This is a genomic window from Telluria sp. AIW5 (assembly GCF_056680575.1).
This window is the reverse complement of record NZ_CM155289.1, coordinates 933,501-956,421: the sequence shown is the minus strand read 5'-3', so window position 1 is coordinate 956,421 and position 22,921 is coordinate 933,501. Positions and strand designations below refer to the sequence as shown.

The 22,921-nt window shown below is 63.6% G+C and carries 15 protein-coding genes and 1 tRNA gene; 4 read left to right on the top strand and 12 right to left on the bottom strand.

What is annotated here, in order from left to right; genetic code table 11:
- Positions 1–192 precede the first annotated feature (192 nt).
- Positions 193–268 (bottom strand) — tRNA-Arg (locus tag AC1MEM_RS04275).
- A gap of 219 nt (positions 269–487) precedes the next feature.
- Here AC1MEM_RS04275 and AC1MEM_RS04270 point away from each other — a divergent pair.
- Both AC1MEM_RS04270 and AC1MEM_RS04265 read left to right on the top strand, forming a co-directional pair.
- Entirely contained in the window at positions 488–1,414 is a 927-nt protein-coding gene (locus AC1MEM_RS04270; protein ID WP_499475550.1) for a c-type cytochrome, read from the top strand.
- 267 nt (positions 1,415–1,681) lie between these two features.
- Complete coding sequence (locus AC1MEM_RS04265) at positions 1,682–3,934, top strand: RIFT barrel domain-containing protein (RefSeq protein ID WP_499475548.1); 2,253 nt, start codon at positions 1,682–1,684, stop codon at positions 3,932–3,934.
- 173 nt (positions 3,935–4,107) lie between these two features.
- Here AC1MEM_RS04265 and AC1MEM_RS04260 read toward each other — a convergent pair whose 3' ends face one another.
- From AC1MEM_RS04260 to AC1MEM_RS04250, 3 genes are all read right to left on the bottom strand, one after another.
- Positions 4,108–6,177 (bottom strand): M13 family metallopeptidase, encoded by a 2,070-nt coding sequence (locus AC1MEM_RS04260; protein WP_499475546.1) that lies wholly within the window; start codon positions 6,175–6,177, stop codon positions 4,108–4,110.
- 117 nt (positions 6,178–6,294) lie between these two features.
- A complete protein-coding gene (locus AC1MEM_RS04255; protein WP_499475544.1) occupies positions 6,295–8,376 on the bottom strand; it encodes a M13 family metallopeptidase in 2,082 nt (693 codons plus the stop codon).
- Between the two features lie 412 nt (positions 8,377–8,788).
- Positions 8,789–11,038, bottom strand: coding sequence for a TonB-dependent receptor plug domain-containing protein (locus AC1MEM_RS04250; protein ID WP_499475543.1), 2,250 nt, complete (start codon positions 11,036–11,038; stop codon positions 8,789–8,791).
- 433 nt (positions 11,039–11,471) lie between these two features.
- On the opposite strand from AC1MEM_RS04250, the gene AC1MEM_RS04245 reads away from it, so the two are divergent.
- Together AC1MEM_RS04245 and AC1MEM_RS04240 are read left to right on the top strand one after the other, a co-directional pair.
- Positions 11,472–12,890, top strand: coding sequence for a S41 family peptidase (locus tag AC1MEM_RS04245; RefSeq protein ID WP_499475542.1), 1,419 nt, complete (start codon positions 11,472–11,474; stop codon positions 12,888–12,890).
- A 124-nt stretch (positions 12,891–13,014) separates the two neighbouring features.
- Positions 13,015–14,136 carry a beta-ketoacyl-ACP synthase III gene (locus tag AC1MEM_RS04240; protein ID WP_499475541.1) on the top strand — a complete coding sequence of 374 codons (1,122 nt, stop codon included), beginning with the start codon at positions 13,015–13,017 and terminating at the stop codon, positions 14,134–14,136.
- Positions 14,137–14,263: 127 nt separating this feature from the next.
- On the opposite strand, the gene AC1MEM_RS04235 is transcribed toward AC1MEM_RS04240, so the two are convergent.
- The 8 genes from AC1MEM_RS04235 to AC1MEM_RS04200 all read right to left on the bottom strand — a co-directional run bounded on the left by AC1MEM_RS04235 (position 14,264) and on the right by AC1MEM_RS04200 (position 22,583).
- Positions 14,264–16,294, bottom strand: coding sequence for a 2,4-dienoyl-CoA reductase FMN-binding domain-containing protein (locus AC1MEM_RS04235; RefSeq protein ID WP_499475540.1), 2,031 nt, complete (start codon positions 16,292–16,294; stop codon positions 14,264–14,266).
- A 244-nt stretch (positions 16,295–16,538) separates the two neighbouring features.
- Positions 16,539–16,994: a hypothetical protein gene (locus tag AC1MEM_RS04230; protein ID WP_499475539.1), complete on the bottom strand. Its 456-nt coding sequence runs from the start codon at positions 16,992–16,994 to the stop codon at positions 16,539–16,541.
- 33 nt (positions 16,995–17,027) lie between these two features.
- Positions 17,028–17,483 carry a DUF2721 domain-containing protein gene (locus AC1MEM_RS04225; protein WP_499475538.1) on the bottom strand — a complete coding sequence of 152 codons (456 nt, stop codon included), beginning with the start codon at positions 17,481–17,483 and terminating at the stop codon, positions 17,028–17,030.
- A 61-nt stretch (positions 17,484–17,544) separates the two neighbouring features.
- Complete coding sequence (gene pip / locus AC1MEM_RS04220) at positions 17,545–18,501, bottom strand: prolyl aminopeptidase (RefSeq protein WP_499475536.1); 957 nt, start codon at positions 18,499–18,501, stop codon at positions 17,545–17,547.
- 51 nt (positions 18,502–18,552) lie between these two features.
- On the bottom strand, positions 18,553–19,869 hold the full coding sequence (locus AC1MEM_RS04215; protein ID WP_499475535.1) for an amino acid deaminase: 1,317 nt from the start codon (positions 19,867–19,869) through the stop codon (positions 18,553–18,555).
- Positions 19,870–19,880: 11 nt separating this feature from the next.
- Positions 19,881–20,285, bottom strand: coding sequence for a DUF2750 domain-containing protein (locus AC1MEM_RS04210; RefSeq protein ID WP_499475533.1), 405 nt, complete (start codon positions 20,283–20,285; stop codon positions 19,881–19,883).
- A 282-nt stretch (positions 20,286–20,567) separates the two neighbouring features.
- Complete coding sequence (gene phbB / locus AC1MEM_RS04205) at positions 20,568–21,308, bottom strand: acetoacetyl-CoA reductase (protein WP_499475532.1); 741 nt, start codon at positions 21,306–21,308, stop codon at positions 20,568–20,570.
- A 96-nt stretch (positions 21,309–21,404) separates the two neighbouring features.
- Entirely contained in the window at positions 21,405–22,583 is a 1,179-nt protein-coding gene (locus AC1MEM_RS04200; protein ID WP_499475531.1) for an acetyl-CoA C-acetyltransferase, read from the bottom strand.
- Positions 22,584–22,921: the final 338 nt, after the last annotated feature.

Sequence of the window (22,921 nt, the reverse complement as noted above, 5' to 3'; positions counted from 1 at the left end):
GTTCGACACTGATTATAGTGTGCCGATAGTAACAAAAGCTAAATAAAATATTCGACCGCCCGGGATGTGTTTATCTGCTTGTTGCCGATATAGACGTGAAGGTGCCGCTACCGCGCCGCAAGCGCGTCGGGTACCAGAGGAATACAGGAAGGGGAATGTGTCGTATGTCGCACCAGGGAGCCTGGCGCGGGGTGGTGCGGCTGGCTGGGATCGAACCAGCGACCCTTGGCTTCGGAGGCCAATACTCTATCCACTGAGCTACAGCCGCACGGGGTAACGCGTCGGGCATCCTGAAAAGAAACGCCTGAGCGATGCGAAGGATACATTCTTTCGCGGCCCCCGTCCATGGAAAGTAGAACTTGCAAACGAGCCATGTGCCATGGGGCATCTTTTGAGACTATAATCGCCGATTGGCGGCCTTTCCAAAAAGTCATGCAGGAAGAACACACGCCGGATAGCAGGTTTTTTTAATCGTATTAAGGAAATCATGAGCGACGCACACAATGAACAATCGTTTATCCGGACACCCAAGCAACTGATCGGGGTGGTCGCAGGCTTCTTCCTGGTAATCGTGATCGGCATCATCCTGCTGGTCTCCTTCGTCACTAACGAGAAGCTGGAAGGCGCCGGCACCAACAGCCTGGGTCCGGAAGCGGTCGCCCAGCGTTTGCGCCCGGTCGCCGAAGAAGGTTTTACGCTGCGCGACGTCAACGCGCCGAAGGTCCTGCAAGCCGGTAATGCCGTCTACACGGCCGTCTGCGCCGCCTGCCACGCCACCGGCGCCGCGGGTGCGCCGAAGATCGGCGTCGCCGGCGACTGGGGTCCGCGCCTGGCGCAAGGTTACGACACGCTGGTCAAGCACGCGATCGAGGGTATCCGCGCGATGCCGGCCAAGGGCGGCAATCCGGATTTGGAGAATGTCGAAGTCGAGCGTGCCGTTGTGTACATGGCCAACCAGGGCGGCGCCAAATTCAAGGAACCGGCCGTGCCGGCAGCGGGCGCCGCGCCTGCAGCGGGTACCGAGGCCGCCGCGGCGCCGGCCGCTGCGAATGCCGCTACCGCGGCGCCGGTGGCCACCGCGCCGGCCAGCGCCACTCCGGCTGCTGCTGCTGCTGCTGCTGCCCCTGCCGCCGCCCCGGCTGCAGCACCGGCCGTCGCCAGTGCCGATGCCGGCAAGGCGCTGTTCAACAGCGCCTGCATCGCCTGCCATGGCGCCGGCATCGCCGGTGCGCCGAAAGTGGCCGACAAGGCCGCCTGGGCGCCGCGCATCAAGCAGGGCAATGCCGTGCTGTACGAACATGCCCTCAAGGGCTTCCAGGGTAAAGCGGGAGTCATGCCGCCAAAAGGCGGTTCGAGCGCGCCGGATGCCGATGTGAAGGCGGCGGTCGACTTCATGGTGGCCTCCTCACATTAAGGAAGCGCAACAAACCGGTTTTTTTATTGGGTCGCACGACAAAATGGCTATATAAATACACACATTTTCGCTTTCAAAACGAATAATGTTCGTAAAGAAATCGACAATGTTGTGTTGTATTTGGACGAAATTCAGAACAGCGGCTTTGATTTTGCTGTCGTTCAGTTTTGCTTTGGCGTAACCTTCAGAAATTCCATGGGGCAATAATTTATTCCCCAAAGTAACTCCTGAAGACCTGCCATGACACTCCCACTCCAACACTTTGCAATGCGAATTGCCGCAATCGCGGCATTCAGTACCACCCTCGTGGCCTGCGGCGGCGGCGGCGGTTCCAGCTCGACTGCGAGCGTGGCCCCGGCTTCAACTGCGGCACCCGCGCCGGCAGCGTCGGCCCCGATCGCCGCACCCGTCACCACCGCATCGACCGATGCAGGCGTCGCCGTGTCCCCCGCAGCGTTGCCGCAAGCGCCCGCTGCCGCTCCGGTCGAGGCGACCACTGCCGCGACGACGACAGCATACAGTGTATTCGGCATGGTCACCGACGTGCGCATCCAGAATACAACAGCCAGCGCCCAGGCCAACCTGCCGGTCACCTTCGGCCAGGTGTTTGCCGCCGGCGACCTGATGCCGGCCGATTCGCTGGTCGGCCGCTTCGACGACGGCACCACGATCCCGCTGCAGCTCGACGTCAAGGCAACCCATCCTGACGGTTCGGTGCGCCACGCCGTGGTGTCGGGCATCGTCCCGAGCCTGAACGCGAACGAAACCGTCAAGCTCTCGCTGATGAAATCGAACGCGCCCCACCCCGCCGGCATGGCAGCGAAAACCCTGCTGATGAACGGTTTCAGCTCGTCCGTGAGCGCCACGATCAACGGCGTGCGTTACAACGCCTCGGCCGACGACATCATCAAGAAGGGCGGCGCGGTCCAGACCTGGCTCGCGGGCGCGGTCGCCAACGAGTGGCAGGTGTCGGCACCGCTGACGACCGACGCCGGCGTGGCCCATCCGCACCTGACGGCCCGCTTCGCGATCCGCTGGTACAACGACATCAAGAAAGCCCGCGTCGATGTCACGCTCGAGAACAACTGGGCCTACGAGCCGAATCCACAGAACTTTACCTACGATGCCGAAGTGATGGTACGCGGGGCCGTCGTCTACGCGAAGCCGGGCCTGACCCACTTCCACCACAGCCGCTGGCGCAAGATGTTCTGGTGGGGCGGCGACGCCTCGCAGGCCCTTGTTAAGCACAACATCGGCTACCTGATCGCCACCCGTGCGTTGCCGAACTATGACCAGAGCGTCGTCGTGCCGGAAGCAACGTTTACCGAACTGAAGTCGAAATGGACCGGGACCGCTATCGAACCGATGGGCATTGGCATGGCGATTCCGTACATGCCGAGCACGGGCGGCCGCGTCGACCTCGGTCTGCTGCCAGGTTGGGCTGCCACCTACCTGCTGACGATGGAATCGCGCGCCAAGGAAGTCACGCTTGGCACCGCCGACCTCGCGGGCAGCTGGTCGTCGCACTACCGCGACAAGAAGACGGACCGCCCGATCAGCCTGATCGACTATCCGTACATGACTATTGCCGGTATCTCGACCGATACGCGCAATCCGGTGACCAAGCAGCTTGAGGCTTTCCCGAAGTGCGCGGTCGGTGCCAGCTGCACCTCTCCATATACCTACGATTCGGCGCACCAGCCAGCATTCGCCTACTTGCCTTACCTGGTGACCGGCGATTATTATTACCTGGAAGAGCTGCAGTTCTGGGCAATGGTAAATATATTCGGCACCAACCCTGGCTACCGTAACAACATTGAAGGCTTGCTGGAACCGGAACAGGTACGGGGCCAAGCTTGGAGCATGCGCACTTTGGCTGAAGCGGCTTATATCACGCCGGACGGTGACCGCCTGAAGTCGCATTTCGCACGCATCCTGACGAGCAACCTGGACTGGTACAACAAGACTTACACCGATAACCCGGCTGCCAACGTGTTTAGCGTGCTCGATATGAAGAGCGCGGTGGTGTACGAGAACAGGCGTGGCATTGCACCATGGCAGGACGACTTCTTCACCTCGGCGATCGGCCACGCTGCCGAACTGGGCTTCGCTGGCGCGAAGAAACTGCTGAGCTGGAAGGCTAATGCGCCGGTGATGCGCATGACCGATCCAGGCATTTGCTGGATCGACGGCGCCCTGTACTCGATGAACATCCGTGACTCGGCTACGTCGCCGCTGTACACCACCATGAAGCAAGCCGCGGATGCCAGCGAAACGGCGACCTTCCGCTCGCTCGAATGCGGCAGTGCTGCAATGGCGTCCTTCCTGAAACTGAAAGTAGGCGAAATGACGGGCTATTCGACGAGCATCGCGGGCTATCCTTCCAACATGCAGCCAGCCCTGGCCTATGCTGTCGACGCTGGCCTGCCAAACGGCGCCCTTGCATGGAGCAAGTTCATGGCCCGTACTGTAAAGCCGAACTACGGCAACAGCCCGGAATTTGCCATCGTTCCTCGCTAAGCCAGTCCAAAGACGCCCCGCTTCCGGTGGCCAACCCCAGCCGCCGCAAGGCCGCTGGGGTTTTTTCTTGCCGTGTGCCGACAGCCGGTTCGCCACTGACCTGCCGCAGCAGGATAAAAAAACACCGCCGGCGCAAGCCAGGCGGTGTTTTTTCGTGGCGCGTGATCCGGTGCTTACCAGATGATCACGCGGTCTTTCGGCGCCAGGTACATCTTGTCGCCCTGCTTGACCTTGAAGGCTTCGTAGAAGCCCGGCTGGTTTTTCAGGGTGCCGTTGGCGCGGTACTGGCCCGGCGAGTGCGGGTCGGTTTTCACTTGCGCGATCTGCGCCGGCTCGCGCATCTTCGAACGCCACACCTGTGCCCAGCCCGCGTACAGGCGCTGCTCGCCGGTCATGCCGCCGATCACGGGCGCTTTCTTGCCTTTCAGGGAGATCTGGTAGGCTTTCGCCGCGATCGCCAGGCCCGAATTGTCGGCGATGTTTTCGCCCAGCGTCAGTTCGCCGTTGACGTGGTAGCCAGGCAGCGGCTCGAACGCGTTGTATTGCGCGACCAGCATGTTGGTCTTGGCCTTGAAGTTTTTATGATCCGACGGGGTCCACCAGTCGCGCAGGTTGCCGTTGCCGTCGTACTGAGCGCCCTGGTCATCAAAACCGTGGCTGATCTCGTGGCCGATCACGGCGCCGATGCCGCCGTAGTTGACCGCGTCATCCGCGTTGGCATCGAAGAACGGCGGCTGCAGGATCGCGGCCGGGAACACGATCTCGTTCATCTCCGGGTTGTAGTAGGCGTTGATCGTCTGCGGCGTCATGCCCCACTCTTCGCGGTCGATCGGCTTACCGAGCTTGTTGATCTCGCGGTCCGCTTCGACCACGCGCGAACGCATCACGTTGCCGACCAGGTCGTCGCGCTTGACGATCAATGCCGAATAATCCTTCCACTTGTTCGGGTAGGCGATCTTCGGGGTGAACTTGGCCAGCTTGGCTTGCGCTTCCTTCTTGGTCGCCGGGCTCATCCAGTCGAGCTTGTCGATGCTCTGTTTATAGGCGGCCAGCAGGTTTTTCACCAGCGCTTCCATGCGCGCCTTGTGCTCCGGCGGGAAGTACTCGGCCACGTACAGCTTGCCCAGCGACTCACCCTGCGCACGCTCGACGGCGCTGACGCCACGCTTCCAGCGCGGTTCCATTTCTGTCACGCCCGACAGCGTCTTGCCGTAGAAATCAAAACGCTCGTCGACGAAATTCTTCGACAGGAAGTTGCCGTAGGATTCGATCAGGTGCAGCGACAGGTAAGCTTTCCAGGTGTCGAGCGAGGTCTTGTTCGAGACGTCGACGAAGGCCTTCAGGTAAGTCGGCTGGCCGACGATGACGTAGGTCGCCTTGCCGGACAGGCCGGAGGCATCCATCCAGCTCTTCCAGTCGTAACCCGGGGCGACCTTGCCCATGTCGGCCAGGTCGACCTTGTTGTAGGCCTTGACCGGGTCGCGCAGTTCGACCTTGGTCCATTGCACCCTGGCGATTTCGGTCTCGAAGTCGACGATGGCTTTGGCGTTGGCGGCGGCGTTCTTGTCGCCGGCCAGGGCCAGCATCTTCTCGACGTGGCGCTCGTACTTGGCCTTGGTGTCGGCCAGTTTTGCGTCGTCCGCCTTCAGGTAGTAGTCGCGGTCAGGCATGCCCAGGCCGCCCTGGCCGATGTCGGCGACGTACTTGGTCGAATCCTTGTTGTCCTGGTGGATGCCGAAGTCGAAAGGCACGCCGACGCCGATCTTGCCCAGGCGCGCCAGCATGGCCGGCAGCTCGGACTTGTCCTTCAACGCGGCGATCTTGGCCAGTTCGCCGGCAAGCGGGGTCGCGCCCAGCTGCTCCAGGCGCGCTTCGTCCATGAAGCTGGCGTAGAAGTCGCCGATGCGCTGGGCGTCGGTGGCGGCGGCCGGATTGCTCGCGGCGGACTTTTCGATGATGCCGCGCAGGCGCGGCATGGTGTTCTCGCGCAGCTGCATGAACGAACCCCAGCTCGCCTTGTCGGCCGGGATCTCGGTGTTTTTCAGCCACTTGCCGTTCAGGTATTCGAAGAAGTCGTCCTGCGGACGCACGCCCTGCTCGATGTATTCGGTGGCGATGCCAGCCGACAGGACCGGGGCCTTGGCGCTTTTGGCCGTCGAAGCAGCGGCGGCGGCGGCGCCTTCGGCCTGCGCGAAGCCGGCGATGAGTGCCAGCGTCAGGGCGCTCAGCATGTGTTTCTTCATGTGTGACTCTCCACTATTTTCGGGTTGGCGGCCGGCGCCTTGTGGGCACCGGCCGGATCGGTCGACATATGCATACGTCCCGTATCGACGGGCTTATGCCTGACCAGGTTGATGACTTTACCAGATCGTGACGCGATCTTTCGGTGCCAAATACATTTTGTCGCCTTCCTTCACGCCGAACGCTTCGTAGAAGGCCGGGTGGTTCATGACGGTGCCGTTGGCGCGGAACTGGCCCGGCGAGTGCGGGTCGGTTTTCACTTGCACGATCTGCTGCGCTTCGCGCATTTTGCTGCGCCAGACCTGGCCGAAGCCCATGAAGAAGCGCTGGTCGCCGGTCAGGCCGTCGATTACCGGGGCCGGCTGGCCCTTCAGCGAAATCGTGTAGGCTTTATAGGCAATGGCGAGGCCCGAGTTGTCGCCGATGTTCTCGCCCAGGGTCAGCTCGCCGTTGACGTTGTAGCCCGGGAGCGGGCTGTAGCCGTTGTACTGTTTCACCAGCATGTCGGTACGGGTCTGGAAGGCGGCGCGGTCCTCTTTCGTCCACCAGTCGCGCAGGTTGCCGTCGCCGTCGGACTGGCTGCCCTTGTCGTCGAAGCCGTGGCCGATTTCGTGGCCGATCACGGCGCCGATCGCGCCGTAGTTGACGGCGTCGTCGGCGCGCATGTCGAAGAACGGCGGCTGCAGGATCGAGGCCGGGAACACGATCTCGTTCATCGAGCTGCTGTAGTAGGCGTTCACCGTCTGCGGCGTCATGCCCCACTCTTCGCGGTCGATCGGTTGTCCCAGTTTCGTGATGTTGCGGTTGTACGCGAACGCCGAAGCGCGTCTCACGTTGCCCACCAGGTCGTCGCTGCGGATCGCCAGTTTCGTGTAGTCGCGCCACTTGTTCGGGTAGCCGATCTTCGGGGTGAACTTGGCCAGTTTGGCTTGCGCTTCCTTCTTGGTTGCCGGGGTCATCCAGTCGAGGGTGTCGATGCTTTCCTTGTAGGCGGCCAGCACGTTTTTCACCAGTTCTTCCATGCGCGCCTTGCGCTCGGCGGGGAAGTATTTGGCCACGTACTGGCGGCCCACCGCTTCGCCCATGGCGCCTTCGACGGTCGACACGCCGATCTTCCAGCGCGGACGGTTTTCGGTGACACCGGTCAGCGCGGTGCCGTAGAAGGCGAAGTTGGCGTCCACAAAGGCTTTTGAGAGGTAAGGCGAATATTCGCGCAGCAGCTGCCACTCGAAATACGATTTCAGGGTCGCCAGGTCCGTGTTGGCGACCACCTGGTTAAAGCCAGTCAGGTAGCTCGGCTGGGCGACGATGACGTAATCGAGTTTATTCGCGACGCCGGCCGCGGCCAGGGCCGCGTTCCAGTCGTAGCCCGGGGTCAGCGCGGCCAGTTCGCTCACGCTCATCTTGTTGTAGCGTTTGACCGGGTCGCGGTTCTCGACCTTGGTCCACTGCACCTTCGCCAGTTCGGTCTCGAAGGCGACGATGGCCTTGGCCTGTTCGGCGGCGTTCTTTTCGCCGGCCAGGCTCAGGACCTGCGCGACGTGTGCTTCGTATTTGGCGCGGGTGTCAGCCATCCGCTTGTCGTCGAGCTTCAGGTAGTAGTCGCGGTCCGGCATGCCGAGGCCGCCCTGGCCGATGTAGGTCGCGTATTTGGTGGAAGCGCGCGCATCCTGGCCGACGCGGATGCCGTAGGGCGTGGCGACGCCGATTTTCGACAGGTGTGCCACCAGGCCCGGGACGCCCTTCTTGTCCTTCAGCGTGCGGATGCGCTGCAGTTCGCTCGCCAGCGGTTTCACGCCCAGCTTCTCGAGGCGCGCTTCGTCCATGAAGCTGGCGTACAGGTCGCCGATCTTCTGGACCTCGGTGCCGGCCTTTTTCGTGCTGTCCTTCTGGGCGGCCTCGATGATCTCGCGCGCGTGCGCCTGGCTGTCGTCGCGCAGCTGCATGAAGGTACCCCAGCTGGCCTTGTCGGCCGGGATCTCGGTCGACTTCAGCCACTTGCCGTTCAGGTGAGTAAAAAAGTCGTCCTGCGGGCGCACCGAGGCGTCGATGAACTGGGTGTCGATCCCCGAGATCGGCGCGGCCGTGGCGCTTGCCGCGGCGACGGCCATGGGTGCGGCATTCGGCCTGGTGGTGTCGCCGGCATGGGCGAAGCTGGCCAGCACGGACAGGATCAGGGTACTCAGAAGGGTAGGTTTCAAGGGAATTCCTCGTTTGCCGATAGAAAACGCGCACCGGGCAACGTAGTCGTGCCCATGTGCACCAACAGGTGGTAACGCCGGCCCGGGCGGCGCCGGCACTGTCCATACAAGCACCTGTGTCGGCGACCGCGGCAGGGGTCATCCTGCAAGAATGCCCGATCCAGGCCCATCCGTCGAGAGGGAATGTGGCAAAAATGATGGCGCCCCGCCCCGCCGGCCATTTCAAGGGAAGCCTGTATTGACGGGCGCTATAGAAAACTGGAGGGAGCTTAAAAAGGCTGGGGTCAGGTCTGACATTCAGACACGGTCTCAACGATACCAGGCCGCGTAAGGCAGAGGTCGCGCCAAGGCGGGAGTCCGAATGTCAGACCTGACCCCAGCTCTTGACCTGGGCCGCGGCGGTGCTGGCTGCTTACAGCTTCATCTCGAAACGCAGGCCGAAGGTGGGGTCGGTGTGCGTGCTGGTCGTCACATAGCCGGCCGGCGCGGCGTAATAGCGGGCGCTCACGTAATCCTCGGCCAGCAGGTTGTTGACCGAGAGCCGCAGCTGGGTGGCGACGCTGAATTTCCACAGGCCGTACAGGTCGACCTGGCGCTTGACGCCGGCCCGGCTGGCTTCAAGCGGGCTGGTCTGCACCAGCACCGGCGGGGTCCAGTTGAGGCTGGCGCCCAGGGTCAGCGGGCGCGCCTTCATCCGGTAGTCGAGGCCGAGGTTCGCCGTCTGTTCGGCCTGGCCATCGAGCCGGTTGTTCGGTCCGGGGATGCCCTCGACACTCGACCAGAAGCGGCTGTAGTTACTGCGGAAGTCAATGTCCGCGCTGTTCGGCATCAGTTCGGCCAGCTGGAATTTCGCTTCCAGTTCGATGCCGCTGGTGCGCGCGCTGCCGATGTTCTGTGGGCTCGACAGGTAGCGCATGCCCTGGCTGGTCTGGCGCTCGACGATGACGCGCCGGATCAGGTTATCGACGTTGCGGATAAAACCGCTGGCGCTGAGGATGCCGCTTTTGCCCAGGTAGTGTTCGTAGGCCAGGTCGATGCCCTTGGCCAGCTCGGGTTTCAGGTTCGGGTTGCCGCTGCGGTCGGGACTGACGCGCGCGTTGTAGGTCGCGAACGAGGGAGAGGCGATCATGTCGTTCAGCGGCGCCGCCCGATAACTCTGGGTCAGGCTGGCACGCACCTGGTCCTTCTCGAAACCGGGAATACGCCATACGGTATGCAGGACCGGGCTCCAGACCCGGCTGGTATTGCTGACCTCCGTGCTGCTCCCGGTGCTGGTGGTGCGGATGCCCTCCCAGCGCAAACCAAGGTACATCGACCAGCGCTCGGTAATGTCCCATTCGTCCTGGGCGAACAGCGCCAGGCGGCGGGTAGACGCTTCCAGGTTGGCGCCGGAATCGTCGAACAGTGCGCCACCGTCGCTTTCCGCCACGTGCACCTGCGCCAGGTGCGCAGCCTCGACATCCCAGCCGACGGCCAGCAAATGACCTTTACCGAGTGGCGCGGTGTACTTGCCGCTGTGGGTGACGTTGCTGTTGCGGCTTTCGTCGACGTCGTTGAAGGTACGCAGCGTGGCGTCATTGGCATCCGAGGTATACCGCAGGCTCTCGCTGTCGCTGCGGCTGGCGCCGCCGCTCAGTTTGATGTCGAGCCTGGCGCCGCCGTCCATCTTGTGCAGCCAGTTGCCCATGGCGCGGACAAATTTCGAGTCCGACGCCGAGCCGGTGCGCAGCCGCGCATATTCGGCCGGCCGCGTGCCGCCCAGGTGGTCAATGAAGGTGTCGCTGCTGTTGTCGCCGCGGTTGATCCCGATGAAGGGTTGAAAAGTCAGCGTGTCGCCGTTGTCGAATTTATAGGACAGGCGCGGCGACAGGAACATGCCGCGCGTGCGCGAGTCGATTTCCGTGTGGATGTTCTGCTCGCGCGTCACCTTGTCATCGAGGTCTTCCTCGCGCACATAGCTGTCGCTGTCGCTGTGGCTGCGGCCGGCCATCGCATTCACGTTCATCTGCCAGGTCAAATTGCCGGACTGTCCGGGCAGCGCCAGCGACAGGTTCGGCGAGTGCAGCCCGGCGCTGATGTTGTCGCCCGCGCGCAATTGAATGTCCTTCTGGCGGTAGCCCTCGCGCAGCACGATGTTGATCGTGCCGGCGATCGCCTGCGTGCTGTGTTCGGCCACCGGCCCGCGCATCACCTCGATGCGCTCGACCTGCTCCGGCGGCAGCGATTCGATCGAAAAACCCGGAGGCGGACGCTCGCCGTTGATCAGCACTTGCGTGTAGCCGTTGCCGAGACCGCGCATGCGTACCGCGCCACCGCCGCCGCGTCCCGGCGGCCCGCCCATCGTCACGCCCGGCAGGCGTTTCAAAATGTCGCCGACGCTCGCGTCGCCATTGCGGTCGAGCTCTTCGCGGCCGAACACCATTTTCGAGGCGGTCGACAGGCGCCGCTGGTCGGTGTCGTTGGCGCGGGTGCCGGTGACCTTGACCTGGGCGACCGGGGCAGCCTTGGCGCTGGTGGCGGCAGGCTCATTGCGCGTGGGCGTGGCCGGCGCTGTCTCGGGCGCGGCTTGTGGGGCGGGATCGGTGTTCTGGCCAGCGGCCAGGGCAGAAGTGCCGGCCGCCCCCAGCAGGGCGAGGCAGGCAGTCTGGATCAGCTTGTTCATGTCGTTTTTATAGGAAGCGCCGCCGTAGGGCAGCACCATTGGTATTGACGTAGCCGGACATTCTAGCGGCTGCCGTCCAGCCTGCCTCACCCGTGGACATTTTTTACGTTGCGATACAAGGTCGGCCAGGAATGACCTGCGCAATCGCATACGCAACTCCGGGCAAAAAAAATGCCCGCGGAGGGGAACCGCGGGCGAAACCACTTTGGGGTGGAGAGAGAAAAACTGGAATCGACTATAGGACCGGCCACGGCCTGCTGTGTTCACTCTTACAATTACTTACCGGAAGTACAAGGCGCTTTACATTGGGGCCCGTTTGCGCGGGCGCACCCCGAACGAGGCGCGATTCGGGTTTATACTGGGGGCGCGCTATCTCATGCGTGCCAAGGCCTGATTCCCTTTTTTCCTCCTTCTTCCCGCCACCATCGACACCATGGGCTCCACCCTCAAGAACGCCGGCCTGGTTGCCGTCGGCCTCGCCGCCGGCGCCGCCGTCACCATGCAGTTCTCCGCGCTCGCCTACAAACCGGTCGAGCCGAGCATGCCGCTCGACCAGCTGCAGCAGCTGGCGAAGGTGGTCGAGGTGATCCGGTCCGATTACGTCGAGCCGGTCGAGGGCGGCACCTTGCTCACCAAGGCCATCTCCGGCATGGTCGATTCGCTCGATCCGCACTCGGCCTACCTCGACCCGGCCGCCTTTCGCGAATTGCGCGAAGGCACCGAAGGAAAATTCGTCGGGCTCGGCATCGAGATCGGGGAAAGCGACGGCGGCTACGTGGAAATCGTCGCGCCGATGGAAGACTCGCCGGCCGAACGCGCCGGCATCCTGGCGGGCGACCTGATCACGCGCATCAACGGCGCCGACGTGCGCGGCCTGGGCCTGGAAGAAGCGGTCAAGCGCATGCGCGGCACGCCCGGCAGCCGCGTCACGCTGACGATTGCCCGCGCCAGTGCGCCGCAGCCACTGGTACTCACCGTCGAGCGCCAGGAAATCGTGCAGAAAAGCGTCAAGGGCGGCATCGTCGAGCCGGGCTACGGCTGGCTGCGCATCGCCCAGTTCCAGGAACCGACCGTCGACGACATGGCGGATAAACTGGCCGAGCTGGCGCGCAAGGAGCCCCATTTGAAAGGCCTGGTGCTCGACCTGCGCAACGATCCGGGCGGACTGCTGCAAGGCGCGATCGGGGTCGCCGCCGCGTTTTTGCCCGATGGCGCGGAAATCGTTTCCACCAACGGCCAGCTGCTTGAGTCGCGGCAGCACTACTACGGCCGCCCGGAAGATTACATGCTGCGCAGTGGGCGCGATCCGCTGTCGGCCATCCCGAAAATCTATAAGACCCTGCCGCTCGTGGTGCTGGTCAATACCGGCTCGGCCTCGGCCTCCGAAATCGTCGCCGGCGCGCTACAGGACCACAAGCGCGGGGCGATTGTCGGCACCCAGACTTTCGGCAAGGGCTCGGTGCAGACGATCCGTCCGATCGGGCGCGACGCCGCCGTCAAACTCACGACGGCGCGCTACTTCACGCCGAGCGGGCGCTCGATCCAGGCGCGCGGCATCGTGCCCGATTTCGCGGTCGACGAAAACGCCGAGAACGACGGCCTGAATGCGCTGCGCCTGCGCGAAGCCGACCTCGACCGCCACCTGTCGGGCGACGGCGCCGGCGAAACGAAAACGCGCCCGGACGATATTTACGAGCAGATGGCCCTGCTCGATGCGGCGCGCGACCGCCAGCCGCTGGCCTACGGCGGCGCGGCCGATTTCCAGTTGCTGCAGGCGGTGAAGCACCTGAAGGGCCAGCCGATGCAGTTGTCGAAACATGCGCCGGGCGCCACGCTGGCCCACCACGAGTAGCCGGGCACGAAACGACAGCACGGGTGCGATGGTCACCCCGACAATTCCCAGGCCCGGGTTGATTGTGTAGAATCGCCGTCATTCACCGGGGAATCCCCCGTTATCTCCTTTGAAAGCCCCGACCATGAAACCTGTCGTCATCAGCGGCACCGGCCTGTTTACGCCTCCGTATTCCATCTCGAACGACGAGCTGGTGACGGCTTTTAATGCCTATGTCGAGCTGCACAACCTCGAAAACGCCGCCGCGATCGCGGCCGGCGAGGTCGCCGCACTGGAAGCCTCGAGCAGCGGCTTCATCGAGAAAGCCTCGGGCATCAAGTCGCGTTATGTGATGGAGAAGGAGGGCATCCTCGACCCTGCGCACATGACCTCGCGCATCACCGAGCGCGGCGACGACGAACTGTCGCTGCAGGCCGAGATGTGCGTGGCCGCCGCGCAGGATGCTTTGGCGCGCGCCGGCCGTACCGCCGCCGACATCGACATGGTGCTGGTCGCCGCCTCCAACATGCAGCGCGCCTACCCGGCGATGGCGGTCGAGGTCCAGGACGCGCTCGGCATCGAGGGCTACGGTTTTGATATGAACGTGGCCTGTTCGTCGGCCACCTTCGGCATCCAGACCGCGATGGCGGCGGTGCAGACGGGCCAGGCGCGCGCGGTACTCGTGCTGAACCCGGAAATCACCAGCGGCCACCTGAATTTCCGCGACCGCGACAGCCATTTTATTTTCGGCGACGCGTGTACGGCGATGATCATCGAGGCGGCCGATACGGCGGTGGGCGAGCACCAGTTCGAGATCCTCGAATCGAAGCTGAAAACCAAGTTTTCGAATAACATCCGCAACAACTTCGGTTTCATGAACCGTTTTGATGAAGCGGGCGTCGGCAAGGCCGATAAACTGTTCCGCCAGCAGGGCCGCAAGGTGTTCAAGGAAGTGTGCCCGATGGCCGCCGAGATGATCAAGGAAACGGTGCAAGCGGCCGGCCTGCAGATCCCGCAGGTGTCGCGCTACTGGCTGCACCAGGCGAACCTGAACATGAATTTGCTGATCGCCCGCACCCTGTTAGGCCGCGACGCCGAGCCGAATGAGGCGCCGGTGATTCTCGATACCTATGCGAACACCTCGTCTGCCGGGTCGATCATTGCTTTCCACAAGTACCAGGACGATTTGCCGCAGGGCGCGAACGGGGTGATTTGCTCGTTCGGGGCCGGGTATTCGATTGGGTGCGTGGTGGTGCGCAAGAAGTAATGACAACGGGGCGCGATGCCCCGTTTTTTTTGGTGCCTCGGCAGCCCGGCCTCCGCGCACACCGTGTCCACGCGGTACGGCATATGAGCAGGGGCACGCTTCACCAGGAATGACGTGCCCTACCGACTCACAAGCGCGCCGCCAGCTCCGCCCCTTCGCGAATCGCGCGCTTCGCATCCAGTTCGGCCGCCAGCACCGCCCCGCCGATCTTGTGGAACGCCGTCTTCGACGTCGCGCCCCCGATCGTCAATTCATCCAGGCTCTCCTGCCCCGCGCAAATCACGACATTGTCCACCTCCAGCACGCGCTGTTCGCCACCGACCGTGATGTGCAGCCCGGCGTCGTCGATCCGATCGTACTGCACCCCCGCCAGCATCTGCACGCCGCCCCGTACCAGCGCCGCGCGGTGCACCCAGCCCGAGGTTTTGCCGAGCCCCGCCCCGGGCCGCGTGCTTTTACGCTGCAACAGGTACAACTGCCGATACGGATGCGCCGCCACCGGTTTTATCAAGCCACCCTCCACCGTCGCATCCAGGTCGACGCCCCACTCCCCGGTCCATTTGGCAATCGGCTGCGGCAAGGGGTGGCTCGGATCGTGCAGCAGGAACTCGCCGGTGTCGAAACCGATGCCGCCCGCGCCGATGATCGCCACGCGTTTGCCCACCGGCGCCTTGTCGCGCAGGACGGACAAATACGACAGCACCTTCGGATGATCGATGCCGGGAATCGCCGGCATGCGCATGCGCACACCGGTGGCGACGATGACGTCATCGAAACCTGCCGCCAGCAACTCTTCGCGCGTCACGCGCTGGTTCAGTTGCACATTGACGCCGGTCGTTTCCAGCTTGCGCGTGAAATAGCGGACCGTCTCCGTAAACTCCTCCTTGCCGGGGATCCGCATCGCGACATTGAACTGGCCGCCGACCCCGTTCGAGGCCTCGAACAGCGTCACCGCGTGGCCGCGCTCGGCGGCCACCGTCGCCGCCGACAATCCCGCCGGACCGGCGCCGACCACCGCGATGCGGCGCGGTTTATCCGTCTTCGTGTACGCCAGTTCCGTCTCGTGGCAGGCGCGCGGGTTGACCAGGCAGCTGGCCCGTTTATTCGAGAAGGTGTGGTCGAGACAGGCCTGGTTGCAGCCAATGCACGTGTTGATCTCGTCGGCGCGGCCGCTGGCCGCCTTGATGACGAAGGCGGCGTCGGCCAGGAAAGGACGCGCCATCGACACCATGTCGGCGTCGCCGCGCGCCAGCACGTCTTCCGCCTCGGCCGGCATGTTGATGCGGTTCGAGGCGACGACCGGAATCGTCACTTCGCGCCGCAGGCGTCCCGCGACGCTGGCAAAGGCGGCGCGCGGCACCGAGGTGACGATGGTCGGAACGCGCGCCTCGTGCCAGCCGTAGCCCGTGTTGAGGATGGTGACGCCGGCCGCCTCCAGTGCCTGCGCGACCGTGACCACTTCTTCCCAGGTATTGCCGCCTTCGACCAGGTCCAGCACCGAATGGCGGTACATCAGGATGAACTCCGGACCGACGGCTTGGCGGATGCGGCGCACGACCTCGATGGCGAGGCGCATCCGGTTCTCGATCGGACCGCCCCAGCGGTCGGTACGCTTGTTGACGCGCGCGCACAGGAACTGGTTCAGTAAATACCCCTCGCTGCCCATCACCTCGACGCCGTCGTAGCCGGCCAGCTTCGCCAGTTTCGCGCAGCGGACATAGGCGCGGATCGTCGCTTCGATACCGCGCTCGGTCAGTTCTTTCGGCTTGAACTTCGAGATCGGCGATTTGATGGGCGAGGCCGACACGACGAAGGGTTGATAGCCGTAGCGCCCCGCGTGCAGGATCTGCATCAGGATCTTGCCGCCCTCTTCGTGCACGGCGCGGGTCACGCGGCGGTGATTAACCACGTCGCCGATGAAATTCAGGGTGCCGCCCAGCGGCAGCAGCCAGCCCTGGCGGTTGGGAGAGATGCCGCCGGTGACGATCAAGCCAACCCCGCCGGCAGCACGCTCGCGGTAGAAGGCGGCCAGTTTGCCGTAGTTATAAAAACGGTCTTCGAGGCCGGTGTGCATCGAACCCATGATCACGCGGTTTTTCAGCGTCGTGAAACCGAGATCCAGCGGGGTGAGGAGATGGGGGTAGGCGCTATTTGTCATCCCGGCATTAAACCGGGAATCCGTGGAGTCGTGGTTCTAAACGTAGGGTGGGCGCCCCGCGCCCACGCGGACGGTTGCGCCATGTTGGCGGGTCGACGCGGCGATAACGGCAATCAATGACGACGCGTGACGCGGATTATCCGGGAACGCGTTTTCTGGATGCGGGCGGCCGGGTTGAAAACCGTTTAACGTGACGCGGCGTTTCGCGTGGGCATGCCCACCCTACGAACTGCACACGCGTCGATTACACCAGATGGCTTTGCGGCGCGCGCAACTCGGCGAACTGCTCGATGCTGCCAATTTTGACCGTCACCGGATTCAGGCTCGCATTCGGCGACAGCGAGCGCCAGGCGAATTTCCACTCCTGTTCCTGGGCCTCGGCGGCGCTTTTGGTAAATGCCGCGCCCAGCGGCGAACGGCTGCCGTATTCGACGGCGCCGTCGATGCCGGCCCAGTTCGGCAGTGCGCGCTGGACGGCGCGGTGCAGGCGCTCTCCGAATTCTTCGCTGTTATGGATGACGAGGCAGCAGTCGGCAGGTCCGAGTACCTCGAACAGGGATTTGCTCCAGGCTTGCGAGAAGGAGACGGTCAGGAAACCGTTACCTGGCAGCAGCCGGAACTGGCCTGCCTTCAATGCCTGCTCGAGCTCGTCGCGCATGCCATACAGGTGCAGGGTGGGTGGGCGCTGGTAGTCGTGCATGTAAGACTCGATTCGATGTGAAGGTATTTAAAATTAAGTGCGGCGCTGGCCCGGCACCAGGCTGGCGTCGTGGCGGATGCGCATGAAGCGCGACGAAATAAAAATCTCGCGCAGGAAAAACGTGAAGCTGAAGATCAGGCCGAACACCGCCAGCACGAAGAAGGCGGCAATGTACTTGTCGAGCTTGATGTTCGCGCTGTCTCCCAGGAACAGCATCGCGATCACGAGGCAGACCAGCAAACCGCAGCCGGTGCTCGAGGTGATCGCGTAGTTGATCAGGTGCGAGCGCTTGTACAGGGTTTCCAGTTCCGCGGTGTATTCGTCGTTCGGTCCGATCCGCAGGCGGTCTTCCAGCACGCGGGTGCGGTCGATGATGCGCGCCAGCCGGTTGGTCAGCACCGTCAGCTTGGTCGCCACGCCCGTCAGCAGGAAGACGGGCGCAATCGCCAGCTGGATCATGTGGCCGATGTCGCTAATCTGGATATTCATGGAAACACGTTTATTCGCATTGTTGGTCCATCATGGGTAGTGTAGCAGCCGCGGACCCGGCTCAATCGAAGCGGCCGTGTCTCTTGAACTGTTCGGTCGCGCCGACCAGCGCACGCGCGATGCCCAGTTCGAGGGCGCCGTGTCCCGCATCCGGGATCATGCGCATGACCGAACCCGGCCAGGCGCCATGCAGGCGGTGCGCCGACAGCGGCGGGCAAATCACGTCGTAGCGGCCTTGCACGATGACGGCCGGCAGGTGGGCAATGCGGCCGAGGTTACTGATCAGCTGGTCTTCCTCGAGGAAGGCGCCATTCGCCATGTAATGCGCTTCCAGGCGTCCGACACCCAGGTCGAGCGTGTCGGAGGGCTGCTCTTCTTCCTGCGGCAGCAGGAACACCCTTCTCCCCTCGAAGCGGCTCCACGCGCGCGCCGCCGGCCAGTACAGGGCCGGGTCGTCGCACAGCAGGCGGCGCGCATACGCTTGCAGCAGGTCGGCGCGCTCGTCGATCGGAATCGGGGCGATGAATTCGGCGTACAGTTCCGGATAAAACCATTGCACGCCGTGGAGGAACCAGTCGACTTCGGCCTTCGTGCACAGGAAAATCCCGCGCAGCACGAAACCGAGGCAGCGTTCCGGATGGCGCTCACCGTAGGCGAGCGCCAGGGTCGAACCCCAGGAACCGCCGAACACCAACCAGCGCGAGATGCCGAACATGACGCGCAGGCGCTCGATGTCGTCGATCAGCAAGCCGGTCGTGTTGTTACGCCATTCACCCAGCGGCGTCGATTTGCCGGCGCCGCGCTGGTCGAACAGGATCACGCGGTAGGAATGGGGATCGAAAAAGCGCCGGTGCTGCGGAGACAGGCCGGCGCCGGGGCCGCCGTGCAGGAACAGCACCGGGATGCCGTTCGGGTTGCCCACCTCTTCCCAGTAGATCGTGTGCAGATCATCGACGGCCAGCATGCCGTGGCGGGTCGGTTGGATCGGCGGAAACAGCGACGGCGGGGTGGCGGGCATGGCGGCTCTCTTGATGTTCGAGCAAGGATTGTAGCGTACGGCCCCACCGTTTCAGAAGAAGGTATTGTAGGCCCCGCGCACGTGGTAATCGTCGTCGACGCCGAGGAGCAGCGGCCACTTGTCGAAGGTGGTGCACGGGTGCGAAATGCCGCAGCCGACCAGGTCGCCTACCGCCAGCTCGCTGCACAGGGGATGGCCTTCCGGCAGGCGCAGGTAGGCATGCTGGTCGTTCAGTTTGAAAATGCTGCAGCCCGGCGGCAAGGCGTGCGGCGCGCCGGGGCCGGGACGGTGGTACAGCAGCGGCACCGGCAGGTCGGCGTCGTAGGAGGCATCTCTCTTGCCCATCGTCAGGATCGCCAGCGTCGGTTCCGGGCGCGACTGCACCATGGCCCATACCTCGAGGGCGGGTTGCAAGCCATCGTGCTCCCCTTCGCGTGCATTCAGTTCGCCGATCAGGCGCTCATACATCCCGTGATCGCTCGTCAGGTAGCAGCCGCTGCGCAGCACGGCGCGTACCGGCCGCGACAGCCCCGACACGTCCTGGACGCCGCGCGCGACCAGGTCGAAATAGGACGAGCCGCCGGCCGACAACAGGATCTCGGCGCCGGTAAATAAGCCTTCGTCGTCGCTGCTGCGCACGAGTTCGGCCAATTGCAGGAGGAAAGCGTTCACAGCGGCCAGGTCTTGTTCGCGCTGGTCGGTCACCAATAGCCCTTCATAGCCCTCGAAGCCGGCCAGCTGCAGGCCCGGCGCACCCGCGATCGCGCGCGCCACCGTGATCGCTGCCTCCGGCGTACGGCAGCCGGCGCGCTTGCCCTCCAGGCCGAGTTCGACCAGCACCGGCAGCGGCCGCGCCAGCGGGTGCATCGCCACCGCTTCGGCCAGGCGCGCGACGCCGGCCAGCGAATCGGCCAGCACGATGCATTCGAAGTGCGGGTCGGCGTGCAGCAGGGCCAGCACCGCCTTGATGTCGCTGGGCGCCACCAGCTGGTTCGCCAGCAGCACGCGGCGCACCCCGAAGCGGTGCGCGACCTGGATCTGCGTGGCGTTCGCCATGGTGATGGCCCAGGCCCCGTTGGCCAGCTGGGCGCCGAACAGCTGCGGGCTCATCGTCGTCTTGCCGTGCGGCGCCAGCGTCACCTTGTACCGCTCGCAAAAACGCCGCATCCAGTCGAGGTTGTGGCGCAGGGCCGCCGTTTTCAGGACGGCCACCGGAAAGCTGGTATCGGCATGCAGCACATTCCAGCCCTGCACGCCGATCGCGCCCTGGCGCAACGGTTCGGTAATGGGTAAACCTTTTACGCCCGGCTGCAATAACTGTTCGTCAAGGGAGGCCAGGGCCAGGCCGTCGTAGGGGAGGATGTGCATGCGCGATTGCCTTATTCGACAGGGTCGTTGCGGGAAGCCGACCGCTGGCGCAGCCGCGCCTGCAGGTCGGCGCGCAGGTGGGCGTGCGAGGGCGTCAGCCCGTATTCGTCGGGTGTATAGGTGATGCCGGGCAGGATGCCGTCGGCCTCGATTTGCGGCAGCAATTCATCGAACAATTCCTGCAGACCGAATTCCTGCGCCACATAGCCCTCCCACTCGAGCACGGCGCATTGCATGGCCAGCTCGCAGGTGGGCCAGAGCGGGAAAACGAGGGCGCCGTCGTCGGTCTTGCCGATGGCCCAGCCGTCGCGGACCAGGCCCCAGACACGGCCGGTATCGGCCACGCGCCGAATAAAATGTTCGTAGCGCAGCTGCTTGGGAAGATTGACTACGGAAGAGGTTTCGCTGGCATCCATGGGGCGATCGGCTTTGCAGTGGGTCTGGTAGAGGATACAAAAAACGGCGCAAACCGGCCGCGCTCTTGCGAAGGAAGGCGCCCAGTGCCCATCACGCCGTCGCGATCGTACCCATTCCGGGGATGATCGTTCCCACAATGGGAATGCAGCGCGATGCCTGCGCCATCTTCCCTGCCCGCTTTGTGTGCAGCACCCAAAGCGCCGCCGGTCCGGCGGGCATAAAAAAAGCACCGCCCGGTTTGAAAACCGGCACGGTGCTTTCGGGTCAATCCGGAACGCCGATCAATACATGTGCTGGCCACCGTTGATCGCGATGTTCGCGCCCGTCACGAACGCTGCTTCGTCCGACGACAGGTATGCGACCAGGCCGGCCACTTCGTCCGGCTTGCCGAGGCGGCCCATCGGGATCTGCGGGATGATTTTGCTTTCCAGCACTTCGGATGGAATCTCCATCACCATCTTGGTGCCGATATAGCCCGGCGAAATGGTATTCACGGTCACACCCTTGCGTGCCACTTCCAGCGCCAGCGCTTTCGTGAAACCGTGCATGCCGGCTTTCGCGGCCGAGTAGTTGGTCTGGCCAAAGGCGCCCTTCTGGCCGTTCACGGACGAGATGTTGATGATGCGGCCCCAGCCGCGCTCGACCATGCCGTCGCACACGGGTTTGGTCATGTTGAACACGGAATCGAGGTTGGTCTTCATGACCGCGTCCCAGTTCGGCTTGTCCATCTTTTTGAAGGTCATGTCGCGCGTGATGCCGGCGTTATTGACGAGTACGTCCACCGGGCCGACTTCGCGCTCGACCTGGGCCACGCAGGCTTGCGCCGAATCGTAGTCGGCCACGTCGCAGGGATAGGCCTTGAAACTGAACCCCTGGTCGCGCATCGAGGCCAGCCAGCTCTCGGCCTTGGTGTTGCCCGGCGAGTGAGTCGTGACGACCGTGTACCCGAGCGCCGCCAGCTTGATGCACACGGCCTCGCCCAGGCCGCCCATACCGCCCGTTACCAATGCTACTCGTGCCATTGTCTTCTCCTGTTTTGTCCGTCGTTATTGGGAGCCCCGATCGACCTGTTGCCGGTCGAATTGTCGTGGCCCCCTTTTTAAGAACCACAAGCCTGCTTAGTCGCGCTCCACCGCCAGCGCCACGCCCATCCCGCCACCGATGCACAGGCTGGCCAGGCCACGCTTGGCGTCGCGCCGGACCATTTCGTGCAGCAAGGTCACCAGCACGCGCGCGCCGGACGCGCCGATCGGGTGGCCCAGCGCAATGGCGCCGCCGTTGACGTTGATCTTCGAGGTGTCCCAGCCCATTTCCTTGTTGACCGCCACGGCCTGTGCGGCAAAGGCTTCGTTAATTTCCATCAGGTCGACCTGGTCGTGGGTCCAGCCGGCCTTTTGCAGGCACAGGCGCGAGGCCGACACCGGACCCATGCCCATGATGGTGGGATCGAGGCCCGAGGACGAATAGGCCTTGATGCGCGCGATCGGGGTCAGGCCCAGTTCGCGGGCTTTCGAGGCGCTCATCATGATCACGGCGGCGGCGCCGTCGTTCAGGCCCGAAGCATTGCCTGCGGTGACAGTGCCTTCCTTGTTGAAGGCCGGGCGCAGGCTCGACAAGGCCTCGATCGTGCTGCCCGCTTTCGGATACTCGTCGGTATCGAACACGACCGCGCCCTTTTTGGATGGGATCTCGATCGGCAGGATCTCGTCCTTGAATTTCCCGGCCGCCTGCGCCGCTTCGGCCTTCAGTTGCGAGTTCAGCGCGAATTCGTCCTGCTCGGCGCGCGAGATCTCGTACTTGCGCGCGACATTCTCTGCCGTCACGCCCATGTGGTACTGGTTGTACACGTCCCACAGGCCGTCGACGATCATGGTGTCGACCAGTTTTGCGTCGCCCATGCGGAAACCGTCGCGCGAACCGTTCAGCACGTGGGGCGAGGCGCTCATGTTTTCCTGGCCGCCGGCGATGACGATGCTAGCGTCGCCGCAGCGGATCGCCTGGGTCGCCAGGTGGGTGGCTTTCAAGCCGCTGCCGCAGACTTTATTGATGGTGTAGGCCGGCACCATGTCGGGCAAGCCGCCCTTGATGGCGGCCTGGCGCGCCGGGTTCTGGCCGGCGCCGGCGGTGAGCACCTGGCCCATGATGACTTCACTGACGGTGGCCGGGTCGATGCCGGTTTTTGCGAGCAGCTGGCGGATCACCTGCGCGCCGAGTTCGGCGGCAGGGATCTTGGCGAGCGACCCGCCGAATTTGCCGACCGCGGTGCGGCCGGCGGCTACGATGACGACGTCTTCCATTATTCTCTCCGATACTGGCTGAGCCAGGGTTTGAGGGGGCAGCGATACGCTCGGTGCGCTCTGTAGCGATGGAGTGTGCACCCGGATAGGGTGCAGGGCTGCCGATTCGGCCTGGCGGAAACCTCGAATGGTAGGTTTCGCACCTGCGTTTACGTTTGAGCAAAGTCAATCTTATCAGCTTATCCACGGAAAACAACCAGTAAAGACGATAGGTCGACGATGGGTTTCAAAGCCGTGTTTTCCGGCAAAATACGGAACAGCACCGCAGCCTCAGTTGCCCTATGGAATGATGGGGGAAATGCTGCCCTTTTCAGCAAATTTCACAGTAGAATGCACGG